The organism is Thermococcus sp. SY098, assembly GCF_035621495.1.
Taxonomy (GTDB): domain Archaea; phylum Methanobacteriota_B; class Thermococci; order Thermococcales; family Thermococcaceae; genus Thermococcus_B.
Genome location: NZ_CP141821.1, coordinates 1900764 through 1922857, shown reverse-complemented (window position 1 = coordinate 1922857; position 22094 = coordinate 1900764). Strand labels below are relative to the sequence as shown.

Annotated in this window: 19 protein-coding genes and 5 tRNA genes; 8 read left to right on the top strand and 16 right to left on the bottom strand. The window is 43.9% G+C overall.

What is annotated here, in order from left to right:
• The 6 genes from VFC49_RS10790 to VFC49_RS10765 form a co-directional block, all read right to left on the bottom strand.
• Complete coding sequence (locus VFC49_RS10790; protein ID WP_324736752.1) at positions 1 to 2721, bottom strand: DNA-directed RNA polymerase subunit A'; 2721 nt, start codon at positions 2719 to 2721, stop codon at positions 1 to 3.
• Positions 2722 to 2726: 5 nt separating this feature from the next.
• Positions 2727 to 6083, bottom strand: coding sequence for a DNA-directed RNA polymerase subunit B (locus VFC49_RS10785; RefSeq protein ID WP_324735533.1), 3357 nt, complete (start codon positions 6081 to 6083; stop codon positions 2727 to 2729).
• Between the two features lie 17 nt (positions 6084 to 6100).
• Positions 6101 to 6349: a DNA-directed RNA polymerase subunit H gene (locus VFC49_RS10780; RefSeq protein ID WP_013466515.1), complete on the bottom strand. Its 249-nt coding sequence runs from the start codon at positions 6347 to 6349 to the stop codon at positions 6101 to 6103.
• A 218-nt stretch (positions 6350 to 6567) separates the two neighbouring features.
• Positions 6568 to 6644, bottom strand: a tRNA-Thr gene (locus tag VFC49_RS10775).
• A gap of 8 nt (positions 6645 to 6652) precedes the next feature.
• Positions 6653 to 6730, bottom strand: a tRNA-Pro gene (locus VFC49_RS10770).
• Between the two features lie 12 nt (positions 6731 to 6742).
• A tRNA-Thr gene (locus tag VFC49_RS10765) sits at positions 6743 to 6819 on the bottom strand.
• Positions 6820 to 6920: 101 nt separating this feature from the next.
• Between VFC49_RS10765 and VFC49_RS10760 the strand changes: the two genes are divergently transcribed.
• Together VFC49_RS10760 and VFC49_RS10755 are read left to right on the top strand one after the other, a co-directional pair.
• A tRNA-Asn gene (locus VFC49_RS10760) sits at positions 6921 to 6996 on the top strand.
• Positions 6997 to 7006: 10 nt separating this feature from the next.
• Positions 7007 to 7084: transfer RNA gene (locus VFC49_RS10755), tRNA-Ile, on the top strand.
• A 6-nt stretch (positions 7085 to 7090) separates the two neighbouring features.
• On the opposite strand, the gene VFC49_RS10750 is transcribed toward VFC49_RS10755, so the two are convergent.
• From VFC49_RS10750 to gcvPA, 5 genes are read right to left on the bottom strand one after another with little or no spacing between them, the layout of a single operon-like run.
• Positions 7091 to 7795: a hypothetical protein gene (locus VFC49_RS10750; RefSeq protein WP_324735532.1), complete on the bottom strand. Its 705-nt coding sequence runs from the start codon at positions 7793 to 7795 to the stop codon at positions 7091 to 7093.
• A 1-nt stretch (position 7796) separates the two neighbouring features.
• A complete protein-coding gene (locus VFC49_RS10745; RefSeq protein WP_324735531.1) occupies positions 7797 to 8075 on the bottom strand; it encodes a hypothetical protein in 279 nt (92 codons plus the stop codon).
• 11 nt (positions 8076 to 8086) lie between these two features.
• Positions 8087 to 9469 (bottom strand): ATP-binding protein, encoded by a 1383-nt coding sequence (locus VFC49_RS10740; RefSeq protein WP_324735530.1) that lies wholly within the window; start codon positions 9467 to 9469, stop codon positions 8087 to 8089.
• A 55-nt stretch (positions 9470 to 9524) separates the two neighbouring features.
• On the bottom strand, positions 9525 to 11030 hold the full coding sequence (gene gcvPB / locus VFC49_RS10735) for an aminomethyl-transferring glycine dehydrogenase subunit GcvPB (RefSeq protein ID WP_324736751.1): 1506 nt from the start codon (positions 11028 to 11030) through the stop codon (positions 9525 to 9527).
• A gap of 10 nt (positions 11031 to 11040) precedes the next feature.
• Positions 11041 to 12396: an aminomethyl-transferring glycine dehydrogenase subunit GcvPA gene (gene gcvPA, locus VFC49_RS10730; protein ID WP_324736750.1), complete on the bottom strand. Its 1356-nt coding sequence runs from the start codon at positions 12394 to 12396 to the stop codon at positions 11041 to 11043.
• 118 nt (positions 12397 to 12514) lie between these two features.
• Between gcvPA and VFC49_RS10725 the strand changes: the two genes are divergently transcribed.
• Positions 12515 to 13189 (top strand): HAD family hydrolase, encoded by a 675-nt coding sequence (locus VFC49_RS10725; RefSeq protein ID WP_324735529.1) that lies wholly within the window; start codon positions 12515 to 12517, stop codon positions 13187 to 13189.
• Here VFC49_RS10725 and VFC49_RS10720 read toward each other — a convergent pair whose 3' ends face one another.
• Positions 13190 to 13468: a hypothetical protein gene (locus VFC49_RS10720; protein ID WP_324736749.1), complete on the bottom strand. Its 279-nt coding sequence runs from the start codon at positions 13466 to 13468 to the stop codon at positions 13190 to 13192. It abuts the gene before it with no gap.
• 100 nt (positions 13469 to 13568) lie between these two features.
• Between VFC49_RS10720 and VFC49_RS10715 the strand changes: the two genes are divergently transcribed.
• The 5 genes from VFC49_RS10715 to VFC49_RS10695 all read left to right on the top strand — a co-directional run bounded on the left by VFC49_RS10715 (position 13569) and on the right by VFC49_RS10695 (position 16910).
• Complete coding sequence (locus tag VFC49_RS10715) at positions 13569 to 14249, top strand: metallophosphoesterase (protein ID WP_324735528.1); 681 nt, start codon at positions 13569 to 13571, stop codon at positions 14247 to 14249.
• Between the two features lie 33 nt (positions 14250 to 14282).
• Positions 14283 to 15005: a PrsW family intramembrane metalloprotease gene (locus tag VFC49_RS10710; protein WP_324735527.1), complete on the top strand. Its 723-nt coding sequence runs from the start codon at positions 14283 to 14285 to the stop codon at positions 15003 to 15005.
• Positions 14992 to 15207, top strand: coding sequence for a hypothetical protein (locus VFC49_RS10705; protein WP_324735526.1), 216 nt, complete (start codon positions 14992 to 14994; stop codon positions 15205 to 15207). Before VFC49_RS10710 ends, VFC49_RS10705 begins: the two co-directional genes overlap by 14 nt.
• Before the next feature lie 63 nt (positions 15208 to 15270).
• Complete coding sequence (locus VFC49_RS10700; RefSeq protein WP_324735525.1) at positions 15271 to 16083, top strand: hypothetical protein; 813 nt, start codon at positions 15271 to 15273, stop codon at positions 16081 to 16083.
• Complete coding sequence (locus tag VFC49_RS10695; RefSeq protein WP_324735524.1) at positions 16080 to 16910, top strand: hypothetical protein; 831 nt, start codon at positions 16080 to 16082, stop codon at positions 16908 to 16910. Before VFC49_RS10700 ends, VFC49_RS10695 begins: the two co-directional genes overlap by 4 nt.
• Before the next feature lie 63 nt (positions 16911 to 16973).
• Here VFC49_RS10695 and VFC49_RS10690 read toward each other — a convergent pair whose 3' ends face one another.
• From VFC49_RS10690 to glpK, 4 genes are all read right to left on the bottom strand, one after another.
• Positions 16974 to 17339: a DUF1667 domain-containing protein gene (locus VFC49_RS10690; protein ID WP_324735523.1), complete on the bottom strand. Its 366-nt coding sequence runs from the start codon at positions 17337 to 17339 to the stop codon at positions 16974 to 16976.
• Entirely contained in the window at positions 17336 to 18589 is a 1254-nt protein-coding gene (locus VFC49_RS10685) for an NAD(P)/FAD-dependent oxidoreductase (RefSeq protein WP_324735522.1), read from the bottom strand. Before VFC49_RS10685 ends, VFC49_RS10690 begins: the two co-directional genes overlap by 4 nt.
• Positions 18586 to 20076, bottom strand: a complete 1491-nt coding sequence (locus tag VFC49_RS10680; protein ID WP_324735521.1) for an NAD(P)/FAD-dependent oxidoreductase — start codon at positions 20074 to 20076, stop codon at positions 18586 to 18588. Before VFC49_RS10680 ends, VFC49_RS10685 begins: the two co-directional genes overlap by 4 nt.
• A gap of 141 nt (positions 20077 to 20217) precedes the next feature.
• Positions 20218 to 21699 (bottom strand): glycerol kinase GlpK, encoded by a 1482-nt coding sequence (gene glpK / locus VFC49_RS10675; protein ID WP_324735520.1) that lies wholly within the window; start codon positions 21697 to 21699, stop codon positions 20218 to 20220.
• Between the last annotated feature and the right edge of the window lie 395 nt (positions 21700 to 22094).

Below are 22094 nucleotides of genomic sequence, written 5' to 3'. Positions count from 1 at the left end.
TCACTTGCTGTTTGCCCTCAATTTAATCAGAGACCTCACAATAATTCTGTCGATATCAACAGTCTTCCCTTGCCAGCTCTTCATTGGGTCAACGCCATCCTCACCATAGCGGAACTGGACGATTATTCCAGTCGGGTCTCTAACCGTCCCGTCGTAGTCGACTTTAAGGTCTTGCAGGGCATTGATCAATCTACGCTGCATGTAACCGCTCTGGGCTGTTCTGACTGCTGTATCAACCAGCCCTTCTCTACCACCCATTGCATGGAAGAAATACTCCTGTGGTGTCAGTCCGCTCTTGTATGAATTGATAACAAATCCCCTCGCTCTCGCCCCTAAATCCCCAGGCTTGAAGTGGCTCAGAACCCTTCCTCTATAACCTCTGTACAAACGCTTACCTCTGATTGACTGTTGACCGAGTAAAGCTGCCATCTGCGTGATGTTAAGTATCTTACCTCTTGCACCGGTTTTTGCCATGATAACTGCGAAGTTGTTCATACCAAGGTACTGTTCGGCGACTTTACCAGCGTTGTCTCTTGCCTCAGCCAGAACTGCCATGATTTTGCTCTCCAGTGTTTCCTCAAGAGTCTTACCGGGCAATGGTTCAAGCTCTCCAGCTTTGTAAGCCTCAATGAGTCTCTTCACTCTCTCCTCAGCTTCCCTTATGATCTCCTTAATCCTATCCATTGCTTCCTCAGGCAAGTCCTCATCATCAATTGCTGTTGTGAAGCCCTTGTGCGTTATCACCCAGATTGCGAGCTTTGTAACCTGATCAAGGAACTGCCTCGCCCTCTCAACACCGTATTCTCTAACTATTATGTCGAGGATCTTGCCATCCTCCCTACCATAAGCCTTTTTGTCAATTGCACCGCTTAACAATTTACCGTTTTGAATGTATACAAATCCATCATATGCTAATTTCCTAACTTCCTCTGGGTCCGGAAGAAGCTTTTCTTCAATGAGCTTTTCAAGCGGCTCGCACTTGCTTGGGTCGTCACAGAGCTTATTTCTGTACCATATTGTTAAGTCATCTGGAAGGAGGAGGGAGAATATTGTCTTTCCGCTCCAGTATTCAATGCCATCCTCAACTTTATCCGGCTCTGGGAGCTTGTCAATGTCAACACCAGCAAACATGAGCATCTGCTCAACTTCGCTCCTTGTGAAGTATGCTCCCTCCCTTGTAAGCAGATATCCCCCCGAGATGTGATCCTGAATTCCACCGATGATCGGTCCTCCATACCTCGGTGAAATTATGTGGTTCTGCACTTCCATCAAAATCCTTGCTTCAGCTTGTGCTTCCTCTGTCTGTGGAACGTGGAGGTTCATTTCGTCTCCATCAAAATCAGCGTTGTAAGGCGGACATACTGCCAAATTAAGGCGGAAGGTTTTGTAAGGCATTACCCTAACGCGGTGAGCCATGATACTCATTCTGTGCAGAGAAGGCTGTCTGTTGAAGAGGACAATATCCCCATCCATTAAGTGCCTCTCCACAGTCCAACCTATGTCGAGCATCTCTGCAATTGTTTCTCTGTTGCTCTCCATGAGTCTAATCCTTCTTCCCTGCGGATCAATTACATAGTTCGCTCCCGGATATTTTTCTGGACCATTCAAAACCATTTTTCTGAGCTTCTCAATGTTGAAGTCTGTAACCTTCTCAGGAACTGTCAGCTCCATAGCGATTGCCAATGGGACACCAACTTCATTGATGCTGAGCATTGGATCTGGAGAAATAACAGTTCTTGCTGAAAAGTTGACACGCTTACCGCTGAGGTTTCCTCTGAATCTTCCTTCCTTACCTTTCAATCTCTGTGCCAAGGTTTTGAGAGGTCTTCCGCTCTTGTGCTTCGCAGCAGGAACGCCCGAGGTTTCGTTGTTGATGTAGGTGGTAACGTGGTACTGGAGGAGATCCCAGAGGTCCTCAATAATCAGCTGTGGTGCACCAGCTTCAATGTTAGTCTTAAGTCTGTTGTTGATTCTGATGATATCAACAAGCTTGTGGGTCAAATCATCCTCAGCTCTTATACCGCTCTCTAAGGTGATGGATGGTCTTACAGTGACAGGAGGAACAGGCAGAACCGTGAGAACCATCCATTCCGGACGAGATTTTTCAGGATGAAGGCCGAGAAGAGGTAAATCCTTGTCTGGAATCTTCTCAAGTCTATCTCTGACTTCAGTGGGCATCATTCTGTGCTTGTACTCGTTACCCTGCTCATCCCTTCTGAGTTCCCAATAGATCGTTGGCCTCTCAAACTTCAGTGGGAACTGTGGGGCACCACAGTGGGGACAGACCATTCTTTCCTTTGCCTTCTTGTGAATCTCTTTGATGAGCTTGTCTTTTGTTTTCTTCCTATCACCGATCAGCTCAAACTTCTTCATGTACTCCTCAATTTCCTCGTCGGTGAGCTTTATCCTGCCACATTCCCTACAAGTGCTTTCCAAGATGCGGTAGATTGTCTTGGCGAATCCAACGTGAATTACTGGACGAGCAAGCTCAATGTGTCCAAAGTGGCCAGGGCAATCACCGTATCTTGCACCACAGGTTTCACATCTCAGACCTGGATCAATAACACCCAAGCGCTTGTCCATTAGCCCTCCTTCTATTGGGTAACCATCGTCATCGTAAGTGTCTGGAACTGTAATTTCGGCAGCGCTCATCTTTCTAATCTCTTGAGGGGAAAGGATACCAAACTCAATTGAACCGATAACCTTTTTAATTGACTGCATCGCTCTCACACCCTCTCCTTTAATCTCAAAGCAGGTCTTATTACCATAGCCTTAAGCTCGTCCAGCAACAGCTTAAATGCATAGCTCATCTCAACTTTGCTTATCTTTTCAGTCTCTCCACATACTGGACAGTACACTTGTCCCCTTCTCTTATCTTCTAACGCTAAGTGACCACAGGTCTCACAGACCCAGACCTCTGTCTTGTCGCTCTCCTCCAATAGACGTTCTACAAGGAGCATTGCAGCACCGTGTCCAATGAGAACGTCTCTTTCCATCTCACCGAATCTAAGACCGCCTTCCCTTGCTCTACCTTCAGTTGGCTGCTTTGTAAGGACCTGCACTGGACCTCTTGAACGAGCGTGCATTTTATCGGCAACCATGTGGTGCAAACGCTGGTAGTAGATGACACCAATGAAGATGTCTGCTTCTAATCTCCTCCCAGTAATTCCATCATACATGATCTCCCTTCCGCTGTGCTTGAATCCGAGCTCCTCGAGCTCTTTTCTAAGCTTCTCTTCTGGCTCTCCAATGAATGCTGTTCCATCAATTCTCCTTCCCTTAAGTGATGCAACCTTTCCACCAATTGCTTCAATGAGCTGTCCGACAGTCATACGAGATGGAATACCGTGCGGGTTGACGATTAAATCTGGAACTATTCCGCTCTCTGTCCATGGCATGTCCTCCTGTGGAACGATTAATCCTATAACACCCTTCTGTCCATGTCTGCTTGCGAACTTGTCTCCAAGCTCTGGGATTCTAAGGTCTCTAACGGTAACTTTAACGAGCTTGGTTCCATCGCCAGTCTCAGTAATTATGACTTTGTCAACAACACCCTTCTCACTCGGCCTTACAGCTATGCTTGTCTCTCTCCTCTCTTGAAGGATTATTCCACCCAATCCGCTCTGCTCCTCAAGGAATCTTGGTGGTGATGTTCTACCAACAAGGACGTCTTTACCGTTGACCTTTGACTCTGGAAAGATTATACCATCCTCATCAAGATGTCTGTAGTACTTTTCTCCTCTGTATCCCCTGACAGTTGGGTCTGGAATTTCAAACTTATCTGTCTGACCGCCAAGGTACTTCTTCTCCTCAGCCTCATACGTTCTGAAGAATGTCGATCTTGCCAATCCCCTCTCAATTGATGCTTTATTGATCACGATGGCATCTTCCATGTTGTAACCCTGATAGCTGAGAACAGCGACAACAAAGTTCTGACCAGCAGGCCTCTCTTCAAAACCGACGGCCTTCATGATCCTTGAGTTAACAAGTGGGATTTGCGGATAGTGCAGGAGATGTCCTCTGGTGTCAACTCTGATTCTGAAGTTAGCCCATCCTAAACCTAGGCTCTGCTTAGCCATACCAGCTCCATATGTGTTTCTTGGAGCTGCATTGTGCTCCGGATAAGGAACGAGTGATGCTGGAATACCAAGGATTGCAGCGGGCATCAGCTCTAAGTGGGTGTGTTCTTTTGTGACTTCCCATGGCCAGGTTGCAACATAGGCGTTCTCCTCTTCCTCTGCATCAAGATACTCGATGACACCCATTTTAATGAGATCGCTCCATGTAAGCGTCCCGTTCTTTATCCCTTCAACGTGCTCCTTTGTAAGCTTTGGAACACCGTTCTCAACGACGATAAGAGGTCTCCTAACTCTACCGTCATCGCTGTTAATGTAAACCTCCCTAACGTCATCATAGTATGCAACGTTTATGACATCGCTAATCCTGCCAGCCCTTCTGTCAGCTTTAATCCTGTTTACCAAAGCTATGCCATCCTCAACCGTTCCAATCAGCACACCATTAAGATATACTCTCCAGACATGTGGATTCGGTCTCCTCTCTTCAATTGAAACAATGCCGAGCTTCCTCAGATACTTGAGAACCTCTTCCTCTGGAATAGCAGTTGTGATCTGAGCCATCAATGCTAAGTTCTTAACAAGACCACAGTTTGGACCTTCTGGCGTTTCAGTGGGACAGATTCTTCCCCAGTGGGTTCCGTGTAAATCTCTTGCCTCGAAGTGCGGCTGGTCTCTGCTCAGCGGTGAGGTAACTCTTCTCAAGTGTGAGAGAGTTGACATGTAGTTTGTTCTATCCAAAAGCTGGCTGACACCAGTTCTTCCACCAGGCCAGGCGCCTGTTGCTAAGGCGTGCTCAATCCTCTCCGTAAGAACGTCCGGTCTCACAGAATTTCTCACAAATCTCTGAACGTTTTCAAAAACGTATTTTTCCCCTTTCCTCTGATAGGTCTTAGTCAGCTGATACTGCATGTCCTTAACAAGCTGACCAAATGCAACTCTAAACAAATCTCTAAGCAGATCTCCAGCAAGCCTCAGCCTCTTGTTGGCATAGTGATCTTTGTCATCTTCTCCTCTCAGACCAAGTGAAAGCTCAAGCACTTTGAGCGCCATCATGCCGAGATAATAAGCCTTCTTAATTCTGTCCTCTGGTCTAACTCCCATGTGAGGCAAGAGGTTGTTGTCAATTATTGATTCTGCCCTCCTTAGCCGGTACTCTCTTGGCTGCCCTGGAAGGGCTTTCTTACCAATGTAATCCAAAGCCTCTTCTTGGGTCTGGATATCGCTTGCATCTTCAAGGTTGTCGAAAAGAACCTGCTGGATCCTTGGATCATCACTTATTGCATCAACGATTTCCTTATCACTCTCAAGACCAAGGGCCCTCATTACATAAACGAACTTGACAACACCAGGAACGTTGGGTATAGAAACGTAAAGCAAGCCATCCTTTCTTCTCTCCACAGCAATCAGGGCTCTGTAGCCATGTCTATATGAAAAGCACTTTGCAACGACCTTATCTTGTCTTTCATCTTTCTCAACTAAGGTTCTGTTTGGAGCCAAGTCTTCAATAGATACAATAACCCTCTCTGACCCATTAATAATAAAGTAACCACCTGGATCTTTCGGATCTTCTCCAAGCTTTATTAATTCTTCTTTACTCTTTCCGTAGAGCCTGCATGCCTTTGACTTAAGCATTATCGGGAGCTCTCCTATCCTAACCTCAACGGGTTCCTGCTCGATGCCGTTAACGACTGGGATCATTTCAAGATATATCGGAGCAGCATAAGTGAGGTTCCTTATCCTTGCGTCCATTGGATAAAGTGGCTTTCTTTGACCCTGTGCCTCCTGGAATTCCGGCTCCCCAAGTCTTATCTTTCCAAACTTAACTTCAAAGTTTGGGATATCTGGCTTTATGCCGCCAAACTCATTGATAACTTCTTGCATCCCGTGGTCTATAAATGCATTATAAGAGTCAAGATGCTGTCTAACAAGTCCTTTTTCATTCCAGTAGCTCTCCATAACGCTCCAAAGGTCATCCGGAGTAACCTCAACAACAGTTGGACCTCTCATGTTCTCACCTCAAAAATTCAATCCTCAACAACAATCCTATAGTAATAGTAAACACCTGCAGTTGGACTTTTTCTCTTGATTTCAATTATATCTCCCGGCTTTGCTCCTAATGCAACAACAGCCGGATCTTTAGCCTTTATCTGGGGTAACTGGGAAATCTTTATTCTGTATTTTTTAAGCAGTTCCTCCTTTTCTTCTTCGCTTAATACTCTATGCTCAGGAACTAATTCGTGATCAAATATATTAAACTCCTTTTTCGCCGCCACCGAGAATTGCCCCCTTAGAATTTTTAGAAAGTATAATCTCTCACTACCTCCAGCTTTCGCTTTGGGTATATAAGCTTTTCGTGAGATAAATCGGAGATAGGGTTTATATTCCTTGCGTAAAGTTTAAGAAGGGTTCTTATAGCCGAAAACCCACATTGATGAACATAGATGGACATTCTAAGGGCTTAAATATCATCAGGCTCATTGAAACCGCAGAATGGAGCCCCGGGCGGGGTTTGAACCCGCGACCTGCCGCTTACCAAGCGGCCGCTCCACCAGGCTGAGCCACCGGGGCATTAAAACTGGTGGGGCCGCCGAGATTTGAACTCGGGTCGCCGGCTCCCAAAGCCGGCAGGATAGACCAAGCTACCCCACGGCCCCAAGCCAAAAGACTGGAGCCCCGGCCGGGATTTGAACCCGGGACCTGCGGATTACAAGTCCGCCGCTCTCCCAGGCTGAGCCACCGGGGCACCGAATGAAGAAAAGTTTCGGTAGATATATAAAGTTTTCGCTGAATTTAAGAGCACCGTAATCTTTATAAATCATCCTCGTATCTCTATCATTGGGCTGTGCCGCCGTAGCTTAGTTGGTAGAGCGCGCGGCTGTTAACCGCGTGGTCCCCCGTTCGAGTCGGGGCGGCGGCGCCAATACTCTTGTGGGCCCGTAGCTCAGCCTGGTCAGAGCGCGCGGCTCATAACCGCGTGGTCCGGGGTTCGAAGCCCCGCGGGCCCACCAGCGTTTTTAAAGAATCCTTTTAAGGAATCCCTCAGCATCTTCACCTTTTTCAAGTAATCTGAGAACTGAGGCATAGATGCCAATGAGCTTCAAGTTTTCATCACTTGGATTCTGTATGAGAAAATCAATTTTCTCCCACAGTTCAGTCCTAACACTGTTTAGGGCTTCCTCAGAATAGCCAGCGAGCTTTAAGCCATAAAGGATGCCGAGAAGCTCGTGAACAGTTAAAGCAAGCTCAGAGCTTTTTTGCCTTGATACCTTCTTCCCGCTGATCTCCGCCAGGAACTGCCTGAACTCCTCAAGTTCTGGCTCTATGTCGATGCCTGCGTTCCGGAGAACAACGAAGGGATCATCTACAGCTCCGGAAACAGCGTGTGATGTTGCCTTCAGATGCTTTAGGCTCTCTACGGAGGGAATCATCTTGTCGAGTACCTTAGCAGATTTCTGGACTGCCTGCACAATTACCTTCTTTGTCGCATCCCTGTTTATCGGCGCGCTCCCGGTTTGTTCTAGGTAGCTCAAAACATATTCTGCAAATTCTTCAGGGTTTTTCTTGAGTTCTTCCCAGCCTTTTCCTATATCTGTCCAATCGTATAACGCATCACCAATAGCATCCCCGATAGAAGGGGAACTCTCTCCCATATGGTGAACAAGAGCCAGCGTCAGAAAGCCGTGGAGCAGTGGGAGATGAACGGCTTTTGGGTTCTTCATCTCACGATTTTTTTGTGGTACGGGTGTTCACGGATACCCTTAATATATATCCTCTTGGCTGCTTTTCTGCTGAGAGTGCCTTAGCAACCCTCTTGTATGATCCATCGGGACTTGCTCGAGCGAGGATCTTCAGGAAACCGATTGACGGGTTGAGGTATGTGGCTGCGATGTATTTAACGTTCTCCTTTGGGAGTCCGTACTTCTTTGCGAACTCTTCCAGTTTTTCATCCCATGTTTTCTTCTTTGGCTTTTCCTCCTTTTTCTTCTTCTTGAGGAACATCACACCACCCCTTAGACCTCACCCCTAAGAGAAATAAACCTTTTGAAGTCAGCCAAATCCCAAACTGAAAAGCCCTCTTCGCTCAGCTCCTTTTTATCATCCACTTTCTTAGCAACCAGCCCGTAAAACTTCTCCCATCCATTCAACCCAACAAGCTCCGCCTTTAGCTCTAAATCCCTTAAAATTCTCTTGGCTTCTCTCTCGTTTAAATCCTTCCACTTTACTTCCACGAAAAGCGCCTTCCTCTCCTTCTCGTTCAAGGCAATCAAATCAATCTCCTCGCCCTTACGCCACCACCTTCCAATTCTCTCGAATTTGAAAGGAAGTCTCTCTCTTTTGTTAATCTCAACCAAAAACTCCTTCGCAACCTCTTCAAACCTCAGAGCCATGACTTTTTTGAGCTCATCCCTAAGGTTCTCAATATCGATTACTCCCGTTTCTATCTCCGTCTTGTGTGGGTAAATCATTGAAAACCAAGTCAGCAGCATCGGATCATTTAGCTTGTAAACTCCTTTGTTCTTCTTTCCGATAACTGGAACCTCCCTTTTCACAAATCCCAGCCTAATCAAGTTCTCAAGGTATGGATAGAGTTTTCTTGCTTCAACCCCAATGTGATTCCCAATTTCGCTTATCCTCGTTTTTCCCACGGCAATTGCGGAGAGTATGGAAAAGTAAAGCTTGAGCTCTCTGAGCTCCTGTGAGAGCAGAATGTACGGTTCATCATAGAAGAAGCCCTCGGGAGTTAGAAACTCCCATTTTAACAGCTCCTTGATGCTTCTGTACTTAGATGCCACAATCAAATACGATGGAATGCCTCCAAGGAGCATATACGTTCTAATCCCGTACTCAAAATTTTCAAAAAGTTCAAGCGAGTCAAACAGACCCAGAGGTCTCAGCATGAAGCCAGCGGTTCTTCTACCGTAAAGCGGCGAAGAGTAGCTAAGCACTTCATCACGCATCATCCCGATTAACGAGCCAGAGACCACAAGCATCACGGGCTTCTTGCTTAGATGGTGATCCCAAGCCCTTTGGAGCTTGCTTGCCAGTTCCTTGTCTCCCTTTAGAGCATATGTAAACTCATCAAGCACAATGAGGGTTTTGGCATCTATTTTGTCTGCAAGATACCTAAAAATAGTGTAGTAATCGTTCAGGCTTAGGAATATCTCATCGCTAAAGAATTCCGCAAGTTCTTTTCTAAGCGCTTTAATGTGGCTCTCTTTTGTACCTTCGAAAAATGTGTGAAAAAATGTGTTCTTGTTTTTGGAGAACTCCACCAGTAAACGAGTCTTCCCGATTCTCCTTCTCCCATAGACAACTACAAATGATGGAACGTTTTTCCATTCCCTTTCAAGTCTTTCAAGCTCCCTTTTCCTGTTCACAAAATGACTAATCATGATTAGTACTAAGATAGATTAGTATTTAAGTCTTTCGAAAAAATAAAAGAAAATCTCAAATGTCGATCTCTCCCTTCTCTTTAAGCTGCTTGTACATCCTCCAAGTGATGACAGGCCTCTTTGCTGCCAAGACATCATCAACCCTTCTAACGGCAGTGTTGTGTGGGGCGTTCTTGACAATCTCTGGATTAGTATAAGCTTCTTCGCTGATCTTCTTGAGAACTTCAACGTAATAGTCAAGATCCTCCTTGGTCACCGTTTCAGTGGGCTCAATCATCAAAGCCTCATGCACAATAAGTGGGAAGTAAATTGTCGGCGCATGTAAGCCATGGTCAAGCAATCTCTTGGCCACATCAAGGGCTTTGACTCCAGTCTCTTTCTTCATAGGCTCCGCGCTGAAAACCACTTCGTGCTTTCTAAGCTCCTTGTGAGGTAGCTCGTAACCCTTCGTTCCCTTGAGCCTCTGCGTTAGATAGTTAGCATTTAGCACAGCTATCTCACTTACAGCCTTAAGCCCGTTCTTGCCCATTATCTTGAGATACGTCAATGCTCTAACCAGAACGGCAAAGTTACCGTAAAACTCCTTTACCTTCCCAATACTCTTCGGCAAGTCGTAGTTAAGGTAATAACGGTTGTTCTCTTCGTCGTATTCAACAACCGGCACCGGGAGGTAGTCCTTCAGGAAGTCCTTAACACCAACAGGTCCAGCTCCTGGTCCGCCGCCCCCGTGAGGGGTTGAGAAGGTCTTGTGCAAATTGACGTGAATAACATCAAAGCCCATGTCTCCAGGTCTAACCTTTCCAAGAATGCCGTTTAAGTTTGCTCCGTCATAGTAGAGCAGTCCACCAGCTTTATGGACAATCTTTGCGATCTCCAAAATATCCTCCTCAAAAATCCCCAGAGTGTTTGGATTTGTGAGCATCAATCCGGCTGTTCTTTCACCTACAGCATTCTCCAAAGCCTCTAAATCGACCATTCCCTGCTCATTTGATGGGATTTCAATGACCTTGAAGCCAGCCATTGCTGCTGATGCCGGATTTGTTCCATGAGCTGAGTCCGGAACAATCATCTCATTCCTCTGAACCTCACCGCGGTCGAGATGATAAGCTCTGATGATCATGACTCCGGTAAATTCACCGTTGGCTCCAGCAGCTGGCTGCAAAGTAAAGCGATCCATGCCCGTGATTTCCTTAAGCCACTGTTCAAGCTCCCACATTATTTGCAAAGCACCTTGGACTGTTCTTTCATCTTGATATGGGTGTATGAATGCAACCTTTGGATGCCCAGCAATTTCCTCATTTATCTTGGGATTGTATTTCATAGTACAAGAGCCAAGAGGATACATTCCACTGTCAACGCCATAATTCATCTCGCTCAGTCTTGTGTAGTGTCTAACAACCTCAGGCTCACTCAACTCTGGCAGCTCAAGCTTCTTTCTCTTGAGCTTTTCAGGAATATCAACTTCAACATCCTTAATTGGTTCTGGAAGTGAGAACCCAACCCTTCCAGGCTTTGAGAGCTCAAATATTAAAGGTTCGTCCCATTTAGCTTGTCTGTACATTTTCATCACCTCACAGCTCGGCCTCGGCTATTATCTCTTTCAACGCAACTATAAGCTTCTCAATCCATTCTTTTCTTGTTGTTTCAGTCACTGCAAATAACGCACTCTCACCAAGCTCTGGGAAGTGCGGCTTAATGTAATAACCGCCATGAATGTTCTTTCCTAACAAACGCTCGTGAATCACATCATAAGGCACCTCAAACCGCACAAGGACATCTTTGAAGTTAATCCCATCAAAGGGCAGCTCAGCAACTTCGCTTATTCTCTTCTTGAAGTATGCGGTGTTTTTGAGGATTATTTCTCCAAGCTTTTTCAAACCCTGGGGACCAAGTGAAGCTAAGTGTATCGCTGCTGCAACTGCTACAAGGGCTTCATTTGAACAGATATTTGATGTTGCCTTTGCTCTCCTAATGTGCTGCTCTCTTGTCTGGAGTGTCATTACGAAGGCCCTCTTTCCATCGGCATCTTTTGTCATGCCTATGATCCTTCCCGGCATCTGCCTGATAAGCTTCCTGTCATTCCTTGTCGCAAAAATTCCTGCCCTTGGACCGCCGAAGTTCATTGGGTTTCCAAAGAAAGCTGCTTCACCAATTACAACATCCGCACCCAATTCGCCAGGAGCTTCAACTATTCCAAGAAGTGTCGGATCAACTCCAACGACAAACAGGGCTTTGCTGTCATGAGCAATTTCGCCAACCTCAACGATGTTCTCTTCAATTAGTCCGAAAAAGTTGGGCATCTCAATGTAAACCCCTGCGGCATTCTCAACATTCTCTTTGAGTTTCTCTAAGTCAATCTGCCCCCTCTCGTTCCAGTCAATGTAGACTATTTCCATTCCAGCCCCAGCTACATATGTCTCAAGGACTCTCTTTTTCTCTGGGCTTATGTGCCTTGGAACCACGAATTTATTCTTTTTGGTAACCCTTGCCGCCATTAATGCTGCTTCACCTAAGGCAGTCCCCCAGTCGTACATCGAGGCATTTACAATCTCCAAACCTACAAGCTCTGCTATCAAGCTTTGGTACTCAAACAGTGCCTGGAGCATTCCCTGACTGATCTCTGCCTGATATGGTGTGTAAGCTGTCAGAAATTCACTCCTCTCTATGAGGTACTTAACGTGTGCTGGAACATAGTGGAAGTATGTCCCAGCCCCTAAAAACGATGGCATTTCCAGGACAGACTTATTCTTGTTGAGAACTTGGTTCATCTCTAAAAACACTTCGTATTCGCTCTTCCCTTCTGGAAGATTGAACTCATGCATTACTTCTCTTGGAACATCCGAGAAAAGCTCATCAATACTCTCAAATCCAATCTCCTTAATCATTTCATCTTTATGTGCCAGATTAGGGAGATACTGCTTTCCCATTGGCATCACCTTTTTTAAATGATCATCTAAATATTTCCCGTCTATAGAATATATGCTTTGTGATATGAGATAAACTTTTAATGGATGGAGTAACGGATACCTGACCAGGTGATAGAAAGTGATAGTTGCGTTTGACTTTGATGGTACTTTAGTGGACAGCTATTCGGTAATTGAGGAAGCATTTAAAAGAGCTTTAGAAAAACACTTTCGCTGGCTCCCATTTAAAGAATTCTGGGCTAAAGTCCTGACAAAAATTGAGGAATACCTTGAAAGACCCAAATTTGGAAAACATAGTGGAAAGATTAAGCAACCCTTTATCTTTAGGTTCAAGTTTTTCAGAACGTGGTTTGAAGAGAGGGCAAAGCTAACAAAAGAACTTGACAATGCAAAGGAACTTTTGAAAAAGTTGAAGGAAGAAGGACACATAGTGATATCATTCTCAGCTGAAGACTTCATAGACGGCATGAAAGAATACCGCTTGAAAGTTGGCGGATTTTACGATCTTTTCGATGATGTTATAATCTTTGGAAGGGACATTACTCTCTGTGAAGCATTTTCACTGGTTAGGGAAAAATATGGAGATGAAATTTTTGTGTGGGTGGACGACAAACCTTGGCGCTTTATAGGCAGAGGAGACGAGAACACAGAGTATGTGTGGTATTATTTTCCACCAACAGCAAAATACGTAAAGGAGGAAATCTTAGCTCAAATCCCCCATTTGCATGTAATTAGAGACTTATGGAGCTTATTTGATGTAATTGAGAGGATTAAGCAAGAAAGAAAGTTAAAATGATTAATCTCCACTTAGGTATTCAAGGGTATCTTCAATGAATTCATCCCAATCTTCATCGCTTACTTCTTCCAGTTTAAGCTCAAACTCCTTTCCCAGCGACCATCTAACTGCTATTTTTCCTTTATCGCTATCTGCAATTATCAGGCCAAACGGAGCATCCCCCATCCAATGATGCTTGGAAAACGAAATGTTGAATCCTCTTTTTCTAAGTTCTTCGAGGATCCTTTCATACGTTTCATAAGGACCAAAATTCGTCCTTGCAAACCCAATGTATGCCAAATTCTCCACCTGATACTAATTCAGAGTTCGAACTTAAAAATGTTTTGCTCACCTAACAAAATTCAATAGGTTTAAAAATCGAAGCAATCTATTGTTTACCATGAGACCCCAGCCTCTCCCAAATAAGGCACTGAAAATTGGGAACAACATCATTATCACCGATTTGCATTTAGGGTATGAAGAAAGCTTGGCTAGAGAGGGAGCATACCTGCCAAAAGCATTCCATGAAATGATGAGCTCCTTAAAAATTATGCTTCAAAAAGAGAGACCAAAAAGACTAATTATAAACGGTGATTTAAAGCATTCCTTCATCCCATTTAGAAGGGAGAAGCTCGAGTTAAAGGATTTTTTTGAGGAAATTTCCCCGCTCGTAAATGAGATTGTTGTCGTCAAAGGCAATCATGATGTTGGAATAGCGTGGATTAAGGAATCGGGAGTTGAAGTTATTGATGAGCTTGAAATCAGCGGATGGAAAATAGTTCACGGACACAAGCTTGTTGGGGGAAACAAGTTCATAATAGGACATGAACATCCCGCAATCAGGCTTAGGGATGAAGTTGGAGCACTGGTTAAAGTTCCTATCTTCTTGCTGAGTGATGAACTCATCGTTCTACCGGCTTTTACGCCCTGGGCATATGGAAATGACATTCTAAGGGAGATTGTTTCCCCATTTCTTTTGGAATTCAACATCGAGGATGCAGAAGTTGTTGTGCCAATTGAAGATGAACTCTTAAACTTCAGTACCATGAAGCAGCTTAGAGGAGTTCTCAGGAAAATTTAAGAGCTTAAAAGCAGAACTCAATTCGGTGATAGCATGGATGTGCTGAGTACAATAATCTTTTTTGCCTATGCCCCGGCATTGGCGTTGTTATGGTACTTCTATCACGAGGATAAATTTGAACCGGAACCAAAGAGATACGTGATAGGGACATTCATACTCGGAGGCACGCTTTCAGTTATAGTCGCCTTCATAATTGAGAGTATTTTGACTCCAGGAAAGGTAAATTTTGGCTACACTATCTTCCCAGCTACAGCATTCTATCTGGCTTTGACTGCAGGTATTGTAGAAGAACCTGCAAAAGCTCTTGCAATCAGATGGCCCTACAAAGCAGGTCAGATGGATGGCATAATGGACGGTGTTGTTTACGGTGTTGCTGCGGGATTGGGCTTTGCAGCTACCGAGAATTTATTATACGGTCTCGGTTATGGGGTTGGAACTACTATAACAAGGGCATTCCTAACACCAATCGCTCACGCAACATGGAGTGCTATAGTTGGCGTCGGATACGGGCTTAAAGCAGAGGGCAAAATTCACAGCGTAACCAACTATTTTGCACTGGCGATTTTACTGCATTTCATCTGGGATTACTATGCATTCCTTGCAATAGCGGTTCCGTCGTATTACATACTTGTTATAATGTTGCTCTTCCTGAACTTGGCGTTAATTAGATATTTTATAATGCTTGGACAGAAGGAAGACTTAGAAAAGCAGTGGTGGTACTGGTTTGTGGGAGGAAGGAGATATGGAGGGACTTGAAAAGAAAATTGAAAAAGCGCTGTTTGAAGCAAGACCTTATGTGGAATACTATGACAGGCTGAATGAAACTGTCAACAAACTAAAAGAAAAGGCTGCTGATGAAAGGGAATTTAGAAATCTCTTAGAAGAAGAAATAACCAAGGTTCAGGAGCCTTTTAAGACAGACCTTAGGATATTCCTTCAGAAGTTTGAGATCCTTTAACTTTTACTTTTGCCCAGCAAAAGTTTTATCAAACTCTACAGTTTAATATATTTTGGTGAGAAAATGAAGAAAGGACTTGCTGTTCTTATCTTAGTGAGCTTGTTGGTACTTGCCATTGTTTCTGGTTGCATCCAACAAACCCAACAACCAACAAAGAGTTCAATTCTAAGTGCACTTGATAGCATCAATGCTTATACCTATGAGCTTAGCGAGAAAAGACTCATTCAAAACAGAACTACTTACAATATCTACGGTGTTGTTGGAATAGATAGAAAATCACTTCAATTTTTTGAGTCCATCAAAACAACAATTGGAAATGACACCTTTAAGCTGTGGCAGTACTTTGATGGTTCATATGTTTATTTCAAAGTTGAAGATTCAAAAAGAAATAGCACCGGAACAGGAAAAATTCCAATTGAGGAAATTTACAAAAACATGAGCAAGTACTCCAAAAACATAAACAGAGAGGAGTTCATTGAAAGGACAATAAAAACCAGAAATGCACTTGCTCATTTGAGAAAGATACTGGAAAATGCCACTATTACATCAATAGAAAAGGACGGAGCGTTGTACAAAATTACATTTAAGCTTGTCAGATACTACGAGAAAGCCCCAACATTTCTGAACACAAATGCAGAAAATTCCGAAGCAATACGAGATTACATAAATACGCTGAGAAGAAACGTTAAAGAGAACATAACGGGCATTGTGTGGGTTAATAATGAATCTCTACCTCTAAAATTTGAGATCAAGAAGCATACTATTGAAACTTATTTAATCACAAATATAACTGTTGAAGGCTATGTTGAATACAACGTAACCGTCACCTATAAATACCAGCTTCCGGAATGGGTTTATGAGGTTGAGAAAAAATGAAGAAAGTGCTCGGGCTGCTTGTTGCAGTCATTTTGATCATGAGTTTTTCAGGATGCCTCCAAGGTTCAAAGCCACCAACCAAAGAAACAATTTTACAGGCAATTGACAGTGTTGATACATACACATATGAGAAAAAGATGATAATGAGATACCCATCGCTGACAAGGGTGGTTTATATATACTCGGGCATAAACAGACAAGAAAAGCAGTTCTTTGAGCTGTTAGAGATAAATGCAACGTACTCCAATGGTCAATTTCAAAGGACAAAAATGCTGCAATATTTCGACGGATCAAAAAACTATGTAAAGATGGAAACCAATGAGAACGGAAAGGAAACCAGTGGAGCATGGGCATTCACAATCAATGACATTTACAGGGCGTATGAGCAGTATTATCCGGATCTACCCAGAGACCAAGTACTCAATAAATTTATCGAGAGCAGGGATGAAATCCTCAATGTTAAGGATTTGCTCTCAAAAGCAAACATCACAGAGATAACAAAAAAAGGGGACAGGTATGAGATTAAATTTGTTCTATACAGGCAATACATTTCAACACCAAGCATATTGCAGTCATATCCCGGCAATGCAAGTGAAGTTCAGGAATACATGAACGTTATGAGGAAGCTCGTGAGGGAAAGCATAGCTGGCGTTCTCTTAGTAGACAAGGACGGAAAGCCACTGCTGCTGAAAATGAAAAGCAATGCAAAGATAACATACTTATATTCCAATGAAACCATAGATGCAACAGGAGACTATATGATAAAATTCTCCTATGAATATAACCCTCCAAAATGGGCCGAAGAGCTTAAAAGGATAAAGAAGTAAGGGCACAGGTACTTTTGTCCATTTTGTTGGGACTAAATAAACATCACTGGAGTAAAAGGAGGGCTAAGCCCTCTCAACCTCCCTTGTCGCAACTATCTTTGTATCCAAGCCGAGAGGATTTTCAAGAAGTATCTGTCCAACTTTTATCGGTGCTTCAACTTCAATCTCTGCCAAAAGCTTCATGAGTTCAGGAATCTTTGTTTTCGGAATTGGCTTGGTAGTTTTGACGGAAACCGTTGGCATATTGCCGTTCTTGACTTTAATTACGCTCATAACTACACGTTTGGGATTTTTAATCTCCTCGATAGCCCATTCTTTTCCTCTTGGACATGTGTAGCCTTTGATTTCCTTAATCTCCCCGTTCTCTACCTTCACTTCAATATCACAGCTAAGCGGGCAGATGATGCACGTAAACTTATAAACGGTCATTGCTGAACCACCTCCATTGTAATCTTGTCATTAGCTTTCGCTATCTCCTCTTTCCTAAGCCTAATTCTGAGCATCTCTGCGGGCCTTACAACAGGCAGCCTTATCTTCTTGTCAATCTCTGGAAAGTTAAGTACAACATTCTCCATTGGCTTTCTGACTCTTGCATAAATGTAAACATCTCTCTTGCCGCTTAAGTAGTGAGGAACAGCTAAGCGGACGTTGTTCCCCTTTTCAAGCTTTATCCACTTTTCAGCTGGAATTCCCCCGTTTTCAATGAACAGCTTTGCTCCATAGGCAGCTAATTCACCTTGCTCAGCGACATAATCCACCAGGTCATTTATCAGCAAGGAGTTTCCTGCCACAAATATTCCAGGAACTGTGGTCTCTAAGAGATCATTGACCACAGGACCTCCGGTGGTTGGGTCTATTTCAACACCTATCTCCGTTAAGAGCTTCACTTGTGGAATCAAACCAGCTGAAATCACAACAGTATCACAATCAATCCAGAACTCAGTTCCTGGAATTTCCCTTAGGTTTTCATCAACCTTCACGACCTTGACTTTCTCAACCCTCTTCTTTCCTCTGACCTCAACAACTTTATGGCTCAAGTATAGTGGAATGTTGAAATCCCTCAGAATCATCACATTTCTCGCCAAACCCCCAGGATAGGGCATCAGCTCAATCACTGCCTTGACTTTTGCTCCTTCAAGTGCAAAGCGGCGAGCCATTATCAAGCCAACATCTCCAGAGCCAACTATCACAACTTCTTTTCCCGGCATGACACCATAAATGTCCATGAGCGTCTGAGCTTCTCCAGCTGTGTAAATCCCGGCCACTCTATCCCCAACAATGCCAATCTCAAATGCATGCCTCTCTCTTGCTCCAGTGGCATAGATGATTGCCTTAGTCCACACCTCAAAAACACCCTTAGGAGATGTAAATACAACGACCTTTTCCAAGTCTGAATAGTTCTTAATCTCAAGAACCCTTGCCTTTACAAAGTAGTCAATCTTAAGATCTTCAACCCTCTGCACGAATCTGTGGGAAAACTCCGGTCCAGTAAGCTCTTCCCTGAAATAGTGAATTCCAAAGCCTGGATGAATGCACTGCGGCAAAATTCCGCCCAGATAATCGTTCTCATCGAGGAGAAGAACACTTAATCCATACTCTTTAGCTTTAACGGCAGCCGCTAAACCCGCTGGACCACCACCGATAACGACAACATCATACTGGAGCATGGTTGAATTCATTGTGCCTCACCCCTAAGAAGCACTTTAACATCCCCAATACCAATTTCACTGCCTTTGCCCTTGAGGGTAACCTTCCACGGAGGAATACCGTATTCTTTAGCAAGCAGATTGATTATCACTACCTTACAGAATGATCCCTGACAAGTTCCTGTTGTGGCTTTTGTTCTGAACTTAACCGAATCAACACTTGGCGTTCTAACCCCAATGAACTTCATCCTCTCAACTGCCTCTAAAACATCCCCTTCGCTAACTTTGTTACAGCGGCAGACGATTCTGCCATAAGCTGGGTTCTTCTTTACAAGTTCATTAATTTGATTAGGCTGAAGCATGAAGAAGTGAGTGATTTCTCTGCGATATGGGTTCCACTTCTCCTTTTCCTCAAGCCTGATCCCCAAATCCCTCTCAATGATGTCCCTAACTTCGTATCCGATTGCCGGGGCTGAAGTTAAGCCAGGCGACCTGATTCCGGCAACATTTATGAAGCCTTGAACCTCTTCCTCAGCCTTAATTATAAAGTCCCCTCCCGTTGGTTCGGGTCTTAACCCAGCAAAAGTCCTGATGACCTTCCATCTCGGAGGCAAATTTGGCCAGATTTCCTGAGCTTTTTGCCAAACTTCCTCAAGACCCTCCCTCGTCGTGCTTGTGTTCTCCTTGTAGTCCTTAGGCAGATCTTGAGCGTTTGGCCCAATCATTAGATGACCAGAAATTTCAGTTGTAACAACGACACCTTTGCTTATTGGAGTCGGTGTTGGAAAGAGAACATGATTTGGGCCGGGAATTCCTTCATCAAAAATCCAGTATTCACCTTTTCTCGGGTGAATTTCGAAGTAATCAATTCCAGCCATCTTTGATATTTCATCAGCATAGAGACCAGCAGCATTTATTACAATATCAGCTTCAATGAAGCCATTGTTTGTCTCAACCCCTTTAACTTCCCCATTCTCTACTTTTATTCCTCTAACTTCCGTCTCTAAGTGAACCTTTACCCCGTTGGCAACAGCATTCTCAACAATTGCAATTACAGCTGGTATTGGCCCTATCTGACCAACTATTGGAACATAAAGAGCGCCCAAGGCGTTTGGATTTACATTTGGTTCGAGATGAAACAGTTCCTCTCTATCAATTATCCTCATCTCTGGAACGCCATTTCTCTGTCCTCTCTCTAACAGCCGCTCAAGCTCATCAAAGTCTTCATCTTTAAGGGCAACAATCAATGCCCCATTCCATATGTGGGGAATCTCAAGCTCCTTAACCCATTGGTGCCATAAGCGATTTCCTTTTATGCACAGCTTTGCCCTCACTGGGTATTTGTCTGGGTCATCGTCGTAACCTCCATGGATTAAAGCTGTATTTGCCTTGCTAACTCCCCATCCAACATCAGCTTCCTTCTCAATGAGATGAACCTCAAGGTTCTCATACTTGCTGAGAACTCTGGCAATGCTCGCACCAACAATCCCCGCACCGATAATAGCGACTTTTGTCTTCATGAATACCCCTCCATGGCTTTTAGTTAAGGATCTTAGAGTTTAGATTGAATTAATTTAAATATTTTCTGCTTCAAACAGGCTCTAAATGTGAAAATAGTTTCAACGACGTCCTAAAATTAAAAAATTTAAACTATTTGGAATTTAGACTCCCAGAATCCTCGCCCACCCTAAGGCTCTCTTTACTGCCTCTTTCCAACCTTTGTAGAGCTTTTTCCTCTCTTTCTCGCTCATCTTCGGCTCAAACACTTTTTCAACTTTCCAAAGTTCCCCAATTTCCTCCAAGCTTTCCCAGTAGTCCACCGCCAAACCAGCCAGATATGCAGCCCCCAAAGCGGTTGTCTCTTGAACAACAGGTCTTATGACTGTCTTTCCCAAGATATCAGCTTGGAACTGCATGAGGAAGTTGTTCTTGGTTGCTCCCCCATCAACCCTAAGCTCCTTGATTGGAACTTCCTTTTCCATCTCATCTATTACATCCTTCGTGAGATATGCTATCGCCTCAAGCGTAGCCCTCGCAAAGTGCTCCCTTGTAGTGCCTCTTGTTATACCAATTATCAAACCCCTCGCAAACTGATCCCAGTAAGGAGCACCGAGACCGACAAAGGCTGGCACAAAGTAAACCCCATCATTTGATGCCAACTTTGATGCAAGTTCCTCAGTTTCAGCTGCACTATTGATAATTTTTAACCCATCCCTAAGCCACTGGACAGCTGCACCTGTTATGAAAACGCTTCCCTCAAGGGCATAGCTGATTTTTCCATTCAATCCCCAGGCTATGGTCGTGAGAAGGTTTTGGGAATACTTTATTTTATCACCTGTATTGACGAGTATAAAGTTCCCAGTGCCATATGTTGCTTTCACCATACCTTCATCAAAACATGCCTGACCGAAAAGAGCTGCCTGCTGGTCCCCAGCATCTCCGCTTACTGGAATCTCAACACCAAACAGCTCTTTTTTAGTATAACCATAAATCTCACTCGATTCCTTAACCTCGGGCAGAATTGCATCTGGAATTCCGAAGATTTCCAAAAGCTCCTCATCCCACTCAAGCTTCTTGATGTTGAAGAGCATAGTTCTTGAGGCATTTGAATAGTCAGTAACATGCTTCCCTGTGAGCTTGTAAATCAAGAAAGTGTCAATTGTCCCAAACATTACCTCCCCTTTCTGAGCTTTTTCTCTTAAACCCGGAACGTTGTCAAGGAGCCACTTTATCTTTGATGCCGAGAAGTATGCATCTGGAACTAAACCGGTTTTTTCCTTTATCATCTCTCCATAATTTCGCTTAATGTCTTCAATCATCTCCGCGGTTCTTCTGCACTGCCAGACAATAGCGTTGTAAACGGGCTTTCCACTTTTGTCCCAGATTATCGTTGTTTCCCTCTGATTTGTTACTCCAATTGCCGCTATCTGCTCTGGAGTAATTTTGGCATTTTTTAAAGCTGTTTTTATGGCCCTAATCTGGGCATTCCAGATTTCTTCAGGATTATGCTCAACCCATCCCGGCTTTGGGTAATACTGGGGAAACTCATACTGCCCAACCCCCAAGATGTTACTTTCCCTGTCGAAGATTATCGCCCTTGCACTCGTAGTTCCTTCATCGAGAGAAAGTATAAACTTGTCCATTGATGTCCACCAAAATGAGAGATAAATGAGGGAAATATATTAATCCTTCGGTAGCAAACTTTGGGAAAGTTTGATCAAAATTCGTACGTTACCCTACAAGATTTAGCTGTTTGAGTAAACTTCCTTCACTCACTCAGCTATTGCATGTGTTTCAACTCAAATAAGCGCCTTTAGGTACAAAGAAGAGAGAACACCAACCAAAACCACTCTGTGGACTCAACGACTTCACATTACTTCTACCCTCAAACAGAAGATGTGCAAAATACCTACCTCAATGTTTTCCGAAAGATTAAGTGTAATGCATTTTGCCCCACTTTTTTCTCATCTATTGGGGGCTGACGCCCTCACCCCATATATTAACCCTTCGGGAGAAGGGAAATAAGCGTTGGAGGCAT

Bases quoted from the DNA above. Each gene is read 5' to 3' on its own strand.
- VFC49_RS10750 (WP_324735532.1), bottom strand. From the start codon at position 7,795: ATGAAGAACCCAAAAGCCGTTCATCTCCCACTGCTCCACGGCTTTCTG.
- VFC49_RS10745 (WP_324735531.1), bottom strand. From the start codon at position 8,075: ATGTTCCTCAAGAAGAAGAAAAAGGAGGAAAAGCCAAAGAAGAAAACA.
- VFC49_RS10685 (WP_324735522.1), bottom strand. From the start codon at position 18,589: ATGAATTCAACCATGCTCCAGTATGATGTTGTCGTTATCGGTGGTGGT.
- glpK (WP_324735520.1), bottom strand. From the start codon at position 21,699: ATGGACAAGTTTATACTTTCTCTCGATGAAGGAACTACGAGTGCAAGG.
- gcvPB (WP_324736751.1), bottom strand. From the start codon at position 11,030: ATGTACAGACAAGCTAAATGGGACGAACCTTTAATATTTGAGCTCTCA.
- VFC49_RS10715 (WP_324735528.1), top strand. From the start codon at position 13,569: ATGAGACCCCAGCCTCTCCCAAATAAGGCACTGAAAATTGGGAACAAC.
- VFC49_RS10705 (WP_324735526.1), top strand. From the start codon at position 14,992: ATGGAGGGACTTGAAAAGAAAATTGAAAAAGCGCTGTTTGAAGCAAGA.
- VFC49_RS10740 (WP_324735530.1), bottom strand. From the start codon at position 9,469: ATGATTAGTCATTTTGTGAACAGGAAAAGGGAGCTTGAAAGACTTGAA.
- gcvPA (WP_324736750.1), bottom strand. From the start codon at position 12,396: ATGGGAAAGCAGTATCTCCCTAATCTGGCACATAAAGATGAAATGATT.
- VFC49_RS10700 (WP_324735525.1), top strand. From the start codon at position 15,271: ATGAAGAAAGGACTTGCTGTTCTTATCTTAGTGAGCTTGTTGGTACTT.
- VFC49_RS10690 (WP_324735523.1), bottom strand. From the start codon at position 17,339: ATGACCGTTTATAAGTTTACGTGCATCATCTGCCCGCTTAGCTGTGAT.
- VFC49_RS10695 (WP_324735524.1), top strand. From the start codon at position 16,080: ATGAAGAAAGTGCTCGGGCTGCTTGTTGCAGTCATTTTGATCATGAGT.
- VFC49_RS10785 (WP_324735533.1), bottom strand. From the start codon at position 6,083: ATGAGAGGTCCAACTGTTGTTGAGGTTACTCCGGATGACCTTTGGAGC.
- VFC49_RS10710 (WP_324735527.1), top strand. From the start codon at position 14,283: ATGGATGTGCTGAGTACAATAATCTTTTTTGCCTATGCCCCGGCATTG.
- VFC49_RS10790 (WP_324736752.1), bottom strand. From the start codon at position 2,721: ATGCAGTCAATTAAAAAGGTTATCGGTTCAATTGAGTTTGGTATCCTT.
- VFC49_RS10680 (WP_324735521.1), bottom strand. From the start codon at position 20,076: ATGAAGACAAAAGTCGCTATTATCGGTGCGGGGATTGTTGGTGCGAGC.